Here is a 14,487-nt window from a genome sequence, read left to right as displayed (position 1 = left end):
TGGGGCATAACCAGAAGCAAACGACCGTTTTAAATTAAGGCCATCTGTTTATAAGCTAGTACCCATAAGTAGGCCTTCACTAGCTTTTACAGATATTGGCGCTTTAAAGAGAATAAGGAGAAGCCGGGTGGAAACTGTTGAACGCGATGTAATGGACTTTGATGTCGTCATTGTCGGCGCTGGCCCATCCGGGCTTTCCGCCGCCTGCCGACTCATGCAGCAAGCTAACGAGGCGGAGCAAGAATTAACGGTCTGTGTGGTTGAGAAAGGCTCAGAAGTTGGCGCTCATATTTTGTCAGGAGCGGTTTTTGAGCCCCGCGCACTGACTGAACTCTTTCCAGACTGGAAAGAACGCGGCGCGCCTCTCAATACGCCCGCCATTCGCGATGACGTTGTTTTGCTTAAGGACGCCGAGAAAGCGCAAAAAGTGCCTAACGCACTTGTGCCGAAAAGTATGCATAACACCGGTGGCGATCAGCAACGTTACGTGATCAGTGCCGGTAACCTCTGCCGCTGGCTGGCCGAGCAGGCAGAAGCGCTCGGCGTTGAAATCTTTCCAGGCTTTGCCGCCCAGGACGTTATCATTGAAGATAATGCTGTGCGCGGCATTCTGATTGGTGATATGGGCGTCGCCGCTGATGGTACACCCAAAGATGGCTACATGCCGGGTATGGAACTGCGCGCCAAATACACACTATTTGCTGAGGGCTCGCGCGGCCATATTGGGAAGCGCTTAATTAAAGACTTCTCGCTGGATGCGGGTCGCGACCCCCAGCACTACGGTATTGGCCTCAAAGAGCTGTGGGATGTACCTGCCGAGCAACATGAACCTGGCCTAGTAGTTCACGGCTCAGGCTGGCCTTTAGATAACAACACCCACGGCGGGTGGTTTTTGTACCATGCGGAAAATCAGCAGGTGGTGGTCGGCCTGATTATGGATCTTGGCTACCAAAACCCATGGCTTTCACCGTTTGATGAATTTCAGCGTATGAAACATCATCCGGCTATTAGCCAATACCTTAAGGAAGGCAAACGCGTTGCTTACGGCGCCCGGGCCATTACCAAAGGTGGCTTTAACTGCCTGCCAAAAATGACTTTCCCCGGAGGCCTGCTGGTCGGCTGTGATGCGGGCACGCTCAACTTTTCCAAAATTAAGGGCTTACACACCGCCATGAAGTCGGGCTTAGTGGCTGCCGAGAGCGTGTTTGAGGCAATTAAAGGCGGTGATGAGGGCGCTCAGGAACTGACGAGTTTTACTCAGAAGTGGGAAGCCAGCTGGGCGTATCAAGAGCTTAAAGAGAGCGCCAGCTTCGGCCCGGCTATCCATAAATATGGCACCATCGGTGGCGGCGCGTATAACTTTGCCCACCAGCTGCTGGGCAACAAGTTACCCAACGTGCATGACACCACTACCGATCACGGCGCCCTGAAGCCTGCGGACGAGTTTGAAAAGATTAACTATCCCAAGCCGGATGGAAAGCTTTCCTTCGACAAACCGTCATCAGTGTTTCTGTCGAATACCAATCATGAAGAAAACCAGCCGTGCCATTTACGCCTGGAGGATCCGGAGCTACCGATCCGTGAGAACCTGCCTAAATATGCAGAACCGGCACAGCGCTACTGCCCGGCCGGTGTGTACGAAGTGGTTGAAGATAGCGAGGGACAGCCGCGTTTTCAGATTAACTTCCAGAACTGCGTACACTGCAAAACCTGTGATATTAAAGACCCAGCGCAAAATATCACGTGGGTAGCACCGGAAGGCGGCGGCGGCCCCAACTATCCTAATATGTAAGACAGCCGCATGAACGTTACGGCTAGAAGGGAGCGTGCATTCCTACTAGCCGTAGCCCCCCCCTTTCGCATTCAACTTATACGCTAAGAGAGAATAGCGCTTTGCGAGCATTCCAATAGCTGAATGGGCGCTCGGCGGGCAATAAGCCTGCGACGGCCAGCTTGGTCAAAGCGCACATCAATCACCGGGTCGCTCGCATTTCCCTCTACAGCCGCCACTTCCCCCTCACCAAATACCGCATGGTGCAGACGCTGACCGGGATAAAAGCGCGTATCGGCCGAATAAGTTGTCTTATGCTCTTCCACGTGTGCCGCTGCGAGCACAATGTCATCACGTCCTAAACGCGCCAGATAACGCTCAACCAGCCCCACCGATGTCACTTGCAGCGATGCTTCTGGCGCATTGGGGTTAGCTAGACAAGAGGCCACACGCATACTGTCCTGCCAGGCACTTTCGGCAATAAAGCGACTGGGACGATGTGCGCCCCCATCATGGAGCACTAATAGCTGTTCTTGGGCACGAGTGATGGCTACGTAGAACAACCGCCGCTCCTCCTCCAAGCGCTCATCGCTAAGTGGATTATCGCGGCTATAGTGGGGAAAATCCTCTTCATTGACACCGACTACTGCGACCAGTGGCCACTCAAGCCCTTTGGCACCGTGCACTGTGCTAATCAGCACGCCGCCCGCCTGGTTTTCAACCGGACGCTCCAGCAGCTCGATGAAGGCATCTGGATCTTGAACGCTTTGGGCTTGTTCGATTAATACATCAAGTAAGCGTACATCCTCTTCGCCTTTATCCCGCCGCGCCGCTGCCCGTTTAAGTGTTTTTTCCGCCTCAATGGTTTCCACTACATGCCTTAACAGCTTGGCGGGCGGCCATGCACTCAGCTGCGGCAATTCACATAGCAGCAACCAGCGTTTTTTAAGCGTACGCCGTTGGATCGGCTTTAATGCCGTCAACATAGGGTCATGCCGCTCAGGCCATTGCTGAGTAGTCGCCAGCTGATGGGCTAATCGCTGCAGTCGCTCACGAGCAACAAAGGGAGTCGGCTGGGAAAGCAGCAGTAATAGTTGCTGCGGATCGCGCAGCAGATCGGGACGACGCGACAGCTTCAAGTACCCAGCGAGTGCCTGTACCAACGGCAGACGAAAGACAAAACGATCCTCGCGCTGAAGCCGAAACGGGATTCCCGCCTGCAAAAGCGCCAGCTGGAAAGGTACTGAAAGCGCCCAACTACGCACCAGCAAACTGGCCTCGTTAAATGCACGCCCCTGGGCCTGCCAATCCATCAAGGCATCCAGTAACAGCCGGCTGCCCTGCCCGACCGAGACGCGCGTATCAGGGTTATTGGGTGCGGCCAGACACAGCTGATTGGGGCGGCGCTGATTGGCGGCAATGGCATGATTAGCGGTAAGCGCCAAGGCATGGCCATGACGGAACGTGGTAGATAGTGGGTAGTCGGTGGCCTCGCCAAAGGTGGCGGTAAAATTTTCCAGCATCGTATCGGGTTTGGCGCCACGCCACTCATAGATGCATTGGTTAGCATCGCCGACCGCCATTACCTCAGCACGGCTGCCCACCAGCACTGATAAAAGGCGCTGCTGAGCGGCATTAATATCTTGATACTCGTCAATAATGACATGATCCAGAAACCCCTCGACGCGACCACGCAGGGCGCTATCCTCCTCTAATGCCTGCAAAGGGCGATAAAGTAAATCAGCGTAGGTCATCACCCCTTCCGACTCTAGTAGCCGCTCCGCCTCGGCAAAAGCGGCCGGAAAATAGTCGGTATCCGGGTCAACATTGAGTCGTTCATAGAGCGATTCAGGGGTAATCATCTCTGCTTTAACCAAGCCGCAGAAGTGGGCCAAGGTTTCAAGCCGATCTCCTTCTAGCGCAGCATCACGGCGCTCAACTGCGTCGCGCAGCACATTAAGGCTCGCTTGACGAAGCAGCCTCTCTAATTGCCAATCGGCGGATAATAGCTGACGAGGCGCAAACGCCCCCCAGCGACATAGGCTTTGGGTTAAGCGGTGGCCCAGCGAGTGAAACGTGCGCACATCCGGCAGCGCCTGCCCGGCAGGCGCCATTGACGCTAAACGGCGCTGAAAATCATCCTTGGCGGAACGGTTAAACATCAACACCAGAATGCGCTTTTGCGGCACACCACGGGCCAACAGGTGTAGCACCCGAGCGGCCATGGTAGTGGTTTTACCTGCGCCTGCGACGGCCGCCACCCGCGCATGACCGGCGGTATGATTCACAACGGCCTGCTGTTCAGCGGTTAACTTCACGGCGCCTCGCCTGATGCTTCATCGTCAAGCTGACCGAGCGCAAACCACTGACCAGCACTCATTAACCCAATCTCAGTAGTGCCATCGTCGTTTTCACGGGCTTCTGCTGCGTCAACAAGCTGGTAATACACATTACGGTGCAGCCTGGCGGCCAGCCCAAAACGTACCGGCAGTTGCGGAACTGCCTCGCCTTGAGGCGTTAAAGTGACGGAAAGCGGGTGCTCGGCATCCAAGCGAACGACATCGTCAAACTGGGTGGTGAACCACCAGGCATCGTCGTGAAAGTCGGCCTCTACAGCGACCAGCGGTAGGTCTTCCACCTCTATCCGCCAACGCTCTACCGGCGTGACTAAGCAGTAACCATCTTCGTCAAGACGTAGCAGCGTGGCCAATAAACGCGCCACCTTGGGACGGGCAAAGGTCTGTCCTTCGTGCCACCAACTGCCATCGGCGTGAATACGCAGGTTCATGTCTCCTGAGAGCGGAGGCTGCCATTGGTCAAGGGGAGGAATAGTGCCTCCCACTTCGTCACGCTGCAGCAGCAATCTATCGATATTCATCTCGCCCTCCTTGCTTAAGCGCATTCAACTCACACGGCTATAGAAGCCCAGACTGCTCTAACGCCTCTTTGACATGGTGCGGAGCATCAGGCGCGGCGGCACGAAAGAGCTGATAAAAGTTGGCGGTGGTCTGCATGGCGACCTCATCAACACTGATCCCCCGCTCGTTAGCGATGCACTCCGCCACTTCCACTACCCAGGCCGGCTCGTTGGGCTTGCCGCGATAAGGCACAGGAGCAAGATAGGGGCTATCGGTTTCGATTAGCAGGCGATCCAGCGGCAGCTGGCGGGCTAGCTCGCGCAGCGGTGCAGCGTTACGAAAGGTGATAATCCCCGATAACGAAATGTAAAAGCCCAGCCTTACGGCTTCACGGGCCATCGCCAAGTCTTCAGTAAAACAGTGTAATACACCGCCCACGCGAGGGTCGCTATATTCACGCAGCAACGCCAGGGTTTCTTCTTTTGCTTCACGGGTATGCACAATCACTGGTAGTTCTAACTCACGCGCAGCGATCAAATGACGCTTGAAACGCTCGTGCTGTACGTCTACCGGCACGCTGTCGCGGTAGTGATAATCCAGCCCGGTTTCGCCGATGGCTACCGCACCATACTGCTCGGCAGCTTCTTTTATATCCTCAACGTTGGGCTCGCTCTCACTGTGATGCAAAGGATGCAAACCAGCAGAAATCGCCACATCGTGATGCGCACGAGCAATGGCTGCGAGTTGCGGCAACTCCTCCAAGGTAACGGCGACCGCAAGAAATTGGCTAACGTGGGCCGCGCGCGCAGCCTCCAGCGTGGCAGCGAGGTCGCCCCCGTGAGTCTGGTCAGATAAACGATCTAGGTGACAGTGCGAATCAACAAACATGCAGGTCTCGACAACGGATAGGGCGTTAACACCATGGTGCTTACTTTAAAGGTATCAACGACGGTTTAATCAGAGCGTGAACGACGGGGCTGCCTTATCCAACTGTCCGGCAAGCAGCGTCTCAATGCGGTCACGCACAGGGTAATCTTGCTGGCTGAAATGTAGACCAATACCAGGAATGCGGCGGCCGCTGACACCCTCGGGCGAGACCCATACCACGTGGCCGGTGATTGAAAGACGTTCGCTTTCACCCGGCAGCGTCAGCAGTAAAAATACCTGCTGACCCAGTGCATAGGGAGTCTGAGTGGGCACAAAAATCCCCCCACGGTCCAGAAATGGCATATAAGCGGAGAGCAGTGTCGGCACATCGGGAATGTTAAGAGAGAGCGCTTTTTGGGCTGCCATAACAACCTCGCTAGATTACTGTGAAATAGGGAGAACACATTCCGCTAGGAGCGCAGCAGAGCCGCCCAGCGAACCAACCACGCCTCAAGCACCAACTGGGGATTTGGGTTAGCTCCCACCGCCAACAGACGCCGCTGTTCACGGGCATAATCCAGCAGGCGAAACCAATCCTGCACCCGGCCATTTTTGACCGCCTGACGATAAAGCGGCTCAAGATCAGGATTGTGCAGCACTGCCGCTTCACCGGATAAACCGAGACGAATCAGGTCTTCCAGCCAGGCGATACCGTACCACAAGATGGCATCAATCGCCTGGCGATCCAGTCGCGCGGCCTCTGAGACAGGCTCTGCGCCGCGCACCAACTGCTCAAAACTGTCGTGAATTTGGTGGCGCAAAGCACGCTCTTCGGGCGCGGCCAGCTCCACCGCCAGCAGCGGCAGGCCACCCGCTACCTGCCACCAGAAGTAGGCTTCGTCGGCACTGTTAAGTTTCTCGATCAGCCAACCGCGACATGCCTCAAAGGCAATACTGGGCAGGGACCACTGCTGACAGCGCGAGCGGATCGTCGGCAGCATCCGTGAAGGCACGTCAGAGAGCAGAATAAACAGCGTTTTATCGCCGGGTTCCTCAAGGCTTTTGAGCAGCGCATTAGCAGCGGCAACGTTCATTGCCTCAGCCGGTGAAATGACAATGACCCGGTATCCCCCCTGCTGAGCCGTTTGCGAAACAAAACGGTTAACCTCGCGAATAGGGTCAATACGAATCTGGCGCTTGCCCTCTTCCGGCGAGACCCGCAGCAAATCAGGATGGTACCCCGATGCCAACATCGCGCAGCTATGGCAATGGCCGCAGGCCTGGTCGGCAGGAGTGGCGCAAAGTGTCCGGGCGATTAACGCCTCCGCCAACTGCTGCTTACCTACCCCATGGGCGCCATGAATGAGCAGCGCATGGGGCATCCGCCCTCCATCGGCCAGACGGGTTAACTGATGCCAGGTGGCAAGGTGCCACGGCATAACACCGGTTAACGCCATGCTGTTACTCGCGCCGAAAGGGTCCTACGAATCTGCGCCTGTACTTCTTCAAGGGAGTGTTGAGCTTCAATCACTGCAAAACGTTCGGGGGCTTCTTCTGCTCGTGCCAAATAGGCGTCGCGTACAGCTTGGAAAAAATCGGCCTGCTCTTGCTCAAAACGGTCAAGCTGCTCGTGACGATCGCGCAGGCGTACTTCTAAACGCTGCTTTGCCGCCTCTTTAGGCATATCGAGCAAAAGCGTTAAATCGGGCGAGAGTCCCTGCTGGACAAAATTTTCCAGCACGGCGATACGCTCCTTGGCAATACCTCGGCCGCCGCCCTGATAGGCAAAGGTAGCGTCAGTAAAGCGATCACACACTACCCATGCGCCTCTTGCCAGGGCAGGCAGAATTTTCTCCGCTAAATGCTGCGCCCTAGCGGCAAACATAAGCAGCAGTTCTGCGTCCACATGCAGCGGCTCTTGGGGGGCCGGGTCCAGCAGCAGTGCTCGAATAGCTTCGCCTCGCTCAGTTCCCCCCGGCTCACGTGTGCGCACCACTTCCAGCCCCTGGGCTTCCAACCACTCGGCGACAAAGCCCACATTGGTAGACTTTCCCACGCCTTCGCCGCCTTCCAGCGTAATGAAGCGTCCCCGCTTACTCATCATGCTCCCTTACTGTGGTGATCAATGTGGTGATCAATGTGGTGATGACTTTGATGATAGGTCATAGCTATTACCGATTGCGAATATAGCGATTAACGGCATTATTATGCTCCCGCAATGTACGCGAGAAGTGATGTGTGCCATCGCCCCGGGAAACAAAATAGAGCGTTTCGCCGGGTAGCGGGTTTACCGCCGCTTCCAATGACGCACGCCCCGGCAAAGCGATCGGCGTGGGCGGCATGCCATCAATCACATAAGTGTTATAGGGCGTCGCTTCACGTAGATCAGCGCGGGTGATGCGGCCTTCATAGCGCTCGCCCATGCCATAAATAATCGTCGGGTCGGTTTGTAAGCGCATTCCCTGCTCCATGCGTCGCTTGAACACACCGGCGATTTCACGACGCTCCTCCGGCGCCCCCGTTTCGCGCTCAATCAAAGAGGCCATAATAAGCGCCTCATAGGGTGACTCAATGGTCAGGTCGTCGGCACGCTCTTCCCAGACACTGTCCAGAATTCTTTCCATACGCTCAAGCGACTGCTGTAGTAGATCGACGTCGCTCATCCCCAAGTGGTAACGATAGGTATCGGGAAAGAACCATCCCTCAGGAAAGGTGCCTTCACGATCAAGTAGTGCCATCACCTCTTCGTCGCTCAAATCAGCCGTGCGATGGTCAAGTTTTGGCGCGGCATTAAGCAAGTCGCGCATTTGACGAAAGGTCCACCCCTCAGGAATCGTCAGCCGATAGGTGACAACGTTATTACTGCCTAGCAGCGCCATCATTTCCAGCCCGCTCATATCCGGCAAAAGCTGATATTCCCCAGTACGCAACCGCGGCACGCGCTCAGGCTCCACCCGCGCTAATAAGCGAAACGCCCAAGCATCTTCCAGTATGCCCTGGGATTCCAACTCCGCCACCACCTGATGAAACCCCGCACCAGAAGGCACTTGGTAAAGCGTTGGCTCATCAAGCGCTAGCGGTGCCTCTAAGCGGCTCTGCCAATAAAAATAACCACCTACTGCACCGGCAGCCCCGATTATGACTACGACTAACAAAGCGGTTAATAACCGTTTCACCATGACACCTCAAAATAATTGCGGGGCGATATTGATAAAAAGGCTGGCGTTTAGGCAAAGCCTAACAACTGATGGGCCAAGCGTTGGAAGGGATCAGACTCACTCACAGCCCAGCGCTGCAGCAACGAGCCATCCGCTGCTAGCAGCGTCGACACGGGCCACACTCCCTGAACAGAGTTTGCTACCCATAGCCGCTCGACCTCTGCAAGGCGATCCAGCGACACCCCCCCCTGGGCTACGACACCTTGATCAATTAAACCAGCGCGCAGTGTTCCTGCTACGCCGCATTGGTCAATAAAAGGCGTGAACACCTGCCCCGCCTGCAGCCAAAAAACATTCATACTGGTGGCTTCTATGACCCGGCCTTCGCTATCAGCGAGCAGACCTTCGGCGGTCGCGGCATCGCTCCACTCCTGGCGGGCCAGTACGTTCTCCAGCCGATTAAGATGCTTAATACCGGCTAACCGCGGCTGGCGGCTAAGGCGCAAATCACAAAGCCTGACTGTGACACCCTGCTGCCAGCGCTGAATCGAGGGCTGAAATGGCGTACGGCGACTAAGCAAACGCGGTGTTACTTCATCCGGCTGCGCATAACCCCGCCCGCCACTGCCACGCGTCAGGATAAGCTTGAGGACTTCCAGCTCAGCGGTGCAATCACCCTGCCACGTGGCATCTAGTGCTGCTTGGCAAGGTAACGGTATATTTAGGCGCCGACACCCCTTCGCTAGGCGGTCTGTGTGATAGCGCCACAGCACCGGTGCACCTGCACGCAACAGTACCGTTTCAAAGAGACCATCACCATACGCTAGCCCGCGATCATCAAACGGCACAGTTTGTTCGTCAGATAACGCGGGCGGCAACATCGTCAATTACACCTTCTTGAATAACAGCGAACCGTTAGTGCCACCAAAGCCAAAGGAGTTGGAAAGCGCCATATCAATCCGCATGTTCCGCGCGGTGTGCGGCACATAATCCAGATTGCAACCCGGCTGCGGGTTATCCAGGTTGATGGTCGGCGGTGCGATCTGGTCACGAATTGCCAGAATGCTGAACACTGCCTCTACCGCACCAGCGGCACCCAACAGGTGGCCGATCATCGACTTGGTAGAGCTCACGGCCACATTATTGGCTGCATCACCCAGTACGTTCTCAATGGCTCGACTTTCTGCCAGGTCACCTGCCGCGGTTGAAGTGCCATGGGCATTGATATAGTGCACTTCAGAAACGTCAACCTGGGCATCTTTGATGGCATTGCGCATAGAGAGCGCTGCACCACGGCCGTCTTCCGGTGGCGATGTCATGTGGTAAGCATCATCACTCATGCCAAAACCGACCAGCTCGGCATAGATGTGAGCGCCGCGCGCTTTGGCATGCTCATACTCTTCTAGCACCAACACACCCGCACCGTCCGATAACACAAAGCCATCGCGATCAGTATCCCACGGGCGGCTGGCCGCCTGAGGATCATCATTACGTGTTGAGAGCGCGCGTGCAGCTGAAAAGCCGCCCAGACCTAGCGGGGTTGTCGCCATCTCGGCACCACCACAGACCATGACGTCTGCGTCGCCATAGGCGATCGTGCGCGCGCTGTAGCCAATATTATGGGTACCGGTGGTACAGGCAGTGGTAATCGCGATATTCGGCCCTCTAAAGCCGTGCTGAATCGCCATATTGCCCGAAATCATATTAATGATGGAACCCGGCACAAAGAACGGCGACACCTTACGGGCCCCACCCTTGTTGAGCGCGTTGTGGTTATGTTCAATCATGGGTAGACCGCCAATGCCTGAACCGATAGCCACACCGATACGATCCGCATTCTCTTCAGTGCACTCGATACCGGAATCTTCAACCGCTTGAGCGCCCGCCGCCATACCGTACTGAATAAAGAGATCCATCTTGCGAGCATCTTTAGGATTCAGGTACGGACTAATATCAAAGTTCTTGATCGACCCACCAAAACGCGTGTTAAAGCCACTGGTGTCAAAATGCTCAATAGGCGTAATACCGCTTTTACCAGCAACAATGTTGGCCCACGATTCATCTACGCTATTGCCCACTGGGGTCACCAGGCCTAACCCAGTTACCACTACCCTTTTCCGTGCCATTAGCTTTCCTCCAGGCATCCATGGTGACGCGACCCACTTGGGTCATTCGCTGCTTAAATTTGGTCAACAGTATAACGGAGATTGAACGTTATAAGCATTGTGGCAGCAAAGCAAAAAAGCCGCCCTGCGAAAGGACGGCTCTTAAGGCGGGTGACTAGCACCCCACCCTGGTTCGATGCATCGACGCAGCCCTTACTGGTGGGCGTTCACGTAATCGATGGCTTCTTGAACCGTGGTGATTTTCTCGGCTTCTTCATCAGGAATTTCAGTATCGAATTCCTCTTCCAAAGCCATGACCAGCTCAACGGTGTCGAGCGAATCAGCACCCAAGTCTTCTGTAAAAGAAGAGCTGTTTTGGATGTCTTCTTCTTTAACGTTCAGGCGCTCTGCTACCACTTTCTTAACGCGCTCTTCAATAGTACTCATTAACGTACTCCAGTCGTTCACATTAGCCGTTTTTGATAACCAGCTATTTGGAAACCGCAAGCCAAAAGCTGCGGGGTAGTTTATAGACGCCCTTGGGTCGACGCAACCGCCATCCCCAAGGCCATCAACGCATATTCATGCCGCCATTCACGTGAAGCGTCTCACCGGTGATGTAACCGGCTGCATCACTGGTCAGAAAGCCAACCGCTGCGGCGATCTCTTCCGGCGCCCCTAAGCGAGCCAACGGAATTTGCTTAAGTAACATTTCATGCTGGGCTTCGGGCAGCGCCTCGGTCATATCGGTGGCAATAAAGCCCGGCGCCACCGCATTCACCGTGATTGCTCGCGAGGATACCTCACGCGCCAAGGCTCTGCTAAACCCCTCCATACCGGCTTTGGCTGCAGCATAGTTAGTTTGGCCCAGGTTGCCCATGGTTGCCACTACAGAGCTGATCGACACAATACGCCCAAAACGCGCCTTGGTCATACCCCGCAAACACGCCTTACTAACACGATAGACAGATTTTAAGTTGGTATCCATCACGGAGTCCCACTCATCTTCCTTCATACGCATCAGCAAATTGTCTCGCGTGATACCGGCATTGTTAACCAAAATGGTCGGCGCACCAAAGCGCTCAGTGATGGTTTTCAATACGCTGTCAATGCTGGCCTGGTCGGTCACGTTAAGACACAGACCTGCGCCTTCTATGCCATTCTCTTTTAAATCAGCATCAATTTTCTCAGCACCGGATTCGCTGGTCGCTGTGCCAATGACGATATGGCCTTGACGGCCTAGCTCACGAGCAATGGCCTGGCCAATACCGCGACTGGCCCCTGTTACCAGGGCAACTCTACTTTCTTGGGTCATAACGTTCTGCCTCTAACCGTGTAATCAAGCAAGGATAGCGGAATAACACAACCCTTGGTCACGCTTTATCAGCTAACGTTTCACGCGCCAGCTCAAGCGCAGCATTCAGGCTGTCAGGATCATTCACTGCCAACCCCTTGCTACCCTTCACGATACGCTTATTGAGACCGGTCAACACCTTTCCAGGCCCGCACTCAATAAATACTTCAACGCCTTGACTGGCCATTGCCTCAACGCAGGCGCTCCAGCGCACTGGTTGATAAAGCTGTTCGATGAGGCGTGTACGCAGTGTAGCGGTATCAGCATGCGCCTTGGCGTCAACATTTTGAATCACGGTATAGCGTGGCGCTCGCAATTTAATCGACTGCATAGCCTCCGCTAGGCGCTCGGCGGCCGGGCGCATTAACGCACAATGCGAAGGAACGGAAACGGGCAATGACATAGCGCGCTTGGCCCCCGCTTCTTGGCAGGCAACGATAGCCCGCTCCACGGCTGCTTTAGAGCCTGCCACTACGACCTGCCCAGGGGAGTTGTAGTTGACAGCAGACACCACGTCGCCCTGGGCGGCTTTTTCACAGGCGGCTTCAACCGCCTCGTCTGCCAAACCAAGGATGGCTGCCATACCACCTTCACCCGCGGGAACGGCCTCCTGCATGGCCTCACCGCGCAGACGCACTAAGTTAACGCCTTCGGCAAAGCTCATGACGCCAGCGCACACCATCGCGCTGTATTCGCCCAAGCTATGGCCCGCCATTACAGTAGGCCGAGGCCCTTCTAGCTCCTGCCAAACGCGCCAAATAGCGACGCTGGCAGAAAGTAATGCGGGCTGGGTGCACGCGGTTGCATTAAGCGATGCTTCAGGACCCTCTTGGACGACTTTCCATAAGTCGTAGCCCAAAGCATCCGACGCTTCCTCAAATGTCGTTCCCACCACACTATAGCGCTCGGCCAGCTCTCGCAGCATTCCAACCTGCTGAGAGCCTTGCCCGGGGAAAATGAGGGCAAGGGGTTGAGACATGTCGTTCACCTTTGCACTTGTAGGCATTTGCTCATATGAGCGATAGGCGAGATTATTGGCACATCCTGATGCCACCTATAAACTCGCAAAAAATAAACTATTTATTATCTAATCATGGCTCGCAGGTGCCACTGCTTCACTTAATGGCGCCTGCCAACGGCCTGCGATCCGCGCAGGTAAATTATGTTCTACTTCCTGAAGAGCACGCTGGATAGCGTAGTAGAAACCATCGGCATGGGTACTGCCGTGACTTTTCACCACGATACCGCGCAACCCCAACAAACTGGCCCCGTTATAGCGCACAGGATCTAACTCCTGCTTTAAACGCCTCAACACAGGCTTGGCCAGTAGGCTTGCTAAACGGCCACTTAAGCGCGATTCAAACGCCATCTGTACGCGTTCAACCAACATACTGGTCAACCCTTCGCTTGCCTTGAGCACAGCGTTACCCACAAAGCCATCGCATACCACGACGTCAAGCTGGCCTTTAAACAGGTCACCACCCTCGGCATAACCTTGATAATCAAAAGCACCACTATTGGCATGCTCGCGCAGCAAACGATCAGCTTCGCGAACGCTGGCGCATCCTTTAGTGGCCTCAGCACCAACATTGAGCAGCGCAACACGTGGCATAGCCGTGCCATCGACACACTGCGCCATCGCCGCGCCCATTAGCGCAAAATCCACCAGCCGATGAGCGGGAGAGTCCACATTGGCGCCTAAGTCCAGCAAATAACAGCGACGCCCTTGGCGCGCTGGAATCGCGGTACTGATCGCTGGCCGAGAAATACCCTCGACCATCCCCAGCTCGCGCCTTGCTAATGCCACAAGCGCTGCCGTATTACCCGCACTTACACCGGCAACCGCCTCGCCCTGAGCGACACTTCGCAGCATGCGCACCATACTGGTCGCCTGCCCCCTGCGCAGCGCCCAGGCAGCGGTTGTCGATGGCATAATGCAGTCAGGTGCTTCTCGCGCCACCAAACGTGACGTTGCCGCAGCCAGAGGCTGCGGCAAGCGTGAAAGCTCAGCAAGAATCTGCTGACGCGGGCCAAACAGAATCAGCTCAAGGTCTGGGTGTTCCACCACTGCCTTTGCAGCACCTGTGATAATCGCATGAGGGCCTTGGTCACCCCCCATCACATCTATCGCTAGGCGCATACCGCACTGAGTCCGTTTAGCCGCTTAATAACGCAATTGAGGTTTATACCTCAATCACTTTACGACCACGGTAGAAACCGTCTGGAGAAATGTGGTGACGCAGGTGAGTCGTACCGGTTTCTTTGTCTTGAGACAGCGTCGGAGCGGTCAGTGCATCGTGGCTACGACGCATGCCGCGCTTGGAACGAGTTTTACGGTTCTGTTGAACTGCCATGGGTGTTTACTCCAAGGTAT

15 protein-coding genes are annotated in these 14,487 nt (G+C 55.4%); 1 reads left to right on the top strand and 14 read right to left on the bottom strand.

The annotated features are described in order from the left end of the window. Positions 1 to 127: 127 nt before the first annotated feature. Positions 128 to 1,792, top strand: a complete 1,665-nt coding sequence (locus Q3Y66_RS07735; protein ID WP_008956791.1) for an electron transfer flavoprotein-ubiquinone oxidoreductase — start codon at positions 128 to 130, stop codon at positions 1,790 to 1,792. Positions 1,793 to 1,875: 83 nt separating this feature from the next. Here Q3Y66_RS07735 and Q3Y66_RS07730 read toward each other — a convergent pair whose 3' ends face one another. The 14 genes from Q3Y66_RS07730 to rpmF form a co-directional block, all read right to left on the bottom strand. Further along, the gene (locus tag Q3Y66_RS07730) at positions 1,876 to 4,089 is read right to left on the bottom strand and encodes an ATP-dependent helicase (protein ID WP_008956792.1); all 2,214 of its coding nucleotides are present in this window, start codon (positions 4,087 to 4,089) and stop codon (positions 1,876 to 1,878) included. After that, positions 4,086 to 4,649 carry a DUF1285 domain-containing protein gene (locus Q3Y66_RS07725; RefSeq protein ID WP_008956793.1) on the bottom strand — a complete coding sequence of 188 codons (564 nt, stop codon included), beginning with the start codon at positions 4,647 to 4,649 and terminating at the stop codon, positions 4,086 to 4,088. The genes Q3Y66_RS07730 and Q3Y66_RS07725 overlap by 4 nt, the downstream gene beginning before the upstream one ends. A 37-nt stretch (positions 4,650 to 4,686) precedes the next feature. Continuing rightward, entirely contained in the window at positions 4,687 to 5,517 is an 831-nt protein-coding gene (locus tag Q3Y66_RS07720; RefSeq protein ID WP_008956794.1) for a TatD family hydrolase, read from the bottom strand. A gap of 69 nt (positions 5,518 to 5,586) precedes the next feature. Next, on the bottom strand, positions 5,587 to 5,922 hold the full coding sequence (locus Q3Y66_RS07715; RefSeq protein ID WP_008956795.1) for a PilZ domain-containing protein: 336 nt from the start codon (positions 5,920 to 5,922) through the stop codon (positions 5,587 to 5,589). Positions 5,923 to 5,966: 44 nt separating this feature from the next. Beyond that, complete coding sequence (locus tag Q3Y66_RS07710) at positions 5,967 to 6,953, bottom strand: DNA polymerase III subunit delta' (protein WP_008956796.1); 987 nt, start codon at positions 6,951 to 6,953, stop codon at positions 5,967 to 5,969. After that, entirely contained in the window at positions 6,944 to 7,597 is a 654-nt protein-coding gene (gene tmk, locus Q3Y66_RS07705; protein ID WP_008956797.1) for a dTMP kinase, read from the bottom strand. Before tmk ends, Q3Y66_RS07710 begins: the two co-directional genes overlap by 10 nt. Positions 7,598 to 7,667: 70 nt before the next feature. Continuing rightward, the gene (gene mltG, locus Q3Y66_RS07700) at positions 7,668 to 8,675 is read right to left on the bottom strand and encodes an endolytic transglycosylase MltG (RefSeq protein ID WP_008956798.1); all 1,008 of its coding nucleotides are present in this window, start codon (positions 8,673 to 8,675) and stop codon (positions 7,668 to 7,670) included. A 47-nt stretch (positions 8,676 to 8,722) separates the two neighbouring features. Next, the gene (gene pabC, locus Q3Y66_RS07695; RefSeq protein ID WP_008956799.1) at positions 8,723 to 9,535 is read right to left on the bottom strand and encodes an aminodeoxychorismate lyase; all 813 of its coding nucleotides are present in this window, start codon (positions 9,533 to 9,535) and stop codon (positions 8,723 to 8,725) included. Between the two features lie 6 nt (positions 9,536 to 9,541). Then, positions 9,542 to 10,780 (bottom strand): beta-ketoacyl-ACP synthase II, encoded by a 1,239-nt coding sequence (gene fabF / locus Q3Y66_RS07690; protein ID WP_008956800.1) that lies wholly within the window; start codon positions 10,778 to 10,780, stop codon positions 9,542 to 9,544. 192 nt (positions 10,781 to 10,972) lie between these two features. Then, complete coding sequence (gene acpP / locus Q3Y66_RS07685; RefSeq protein ID WP_008956801.1) at positions 10,973 to 11,206, bottom strand: acyl carrier protein; 234 nt, start codon at positions 11,204 to 11,206, stop codon at positions 10,973 to 10,975. A gap of 124 nt (positions 11,207 to 11,330) precedes the next feature. Further along, positions 11,331 to 12,074 (bottom strand): 3-oxoacyl-ACP reductase FabG, encoded by a 744-nt coding sequence (gene fabG, locus Q3Y66_RS07680; protein WP_008956802.1) that lies wholly within the window; start codon positions 12,072 to 12,074, stop codon positions 11,331 to 11,333. Positions 12,075 to 12,132: 58 nt separating this feature from the next. After that, positions 12,133 to 13,092, bottom strand: a complete 960-nt coding sequence (gene fabD, locus Q3Y66_RS07675; protein WP_008956803.1) for an ACP S-malonyltransferase — start codon at positions 13,090 to 13,092, stop codon at positions 12,133 to 12,135. Positions 13,093 to 13,200: 108 nt separating this feature from the next. Further along, the gene (gene plsX / locus Q3Y66_RS07670) at positions 13,201 to 14,253 is read right to left on the bottom strand and encodes a phosphate acyltransferase PlsX (protein WP_008956804.1); all 1,053 of its coding nucleotides are present in this window, start codon (positions 14,251 to 14,253) and stop codon (positions 13,201 to 13,203) included. A 43-nt stretch (positions 14,254 to 14,296) separates the two neighbouring features. Continuing rightward, a complete protein-coding gene (gene rpmF, locus Q3Y66_RS07665; protein WP_008956805.1) occupies positions 14,297 to 14,467 on the bottom strand; it encodes a 50S ribosomal protein L32 in 171 nt (56 codons plus the stop codon). Positions 14,468 to 14,487 lie beyond the last annotated feature (20 nt).

Source organism: Halomonas sp. HAL1, from assembly GCF_030544485.1.
In the GTDB taxonomy this organism is placed as follows: domain Bacteria; phylum Pseudomonadota; class Gammaproteobacteria; order Pseudomonadales; family Halomonadaceae; genus Vreelandella; species Vreelandella arctica.
This window is presented reverse-complemented; position numbering and strand designations above follow the sequence as displayed.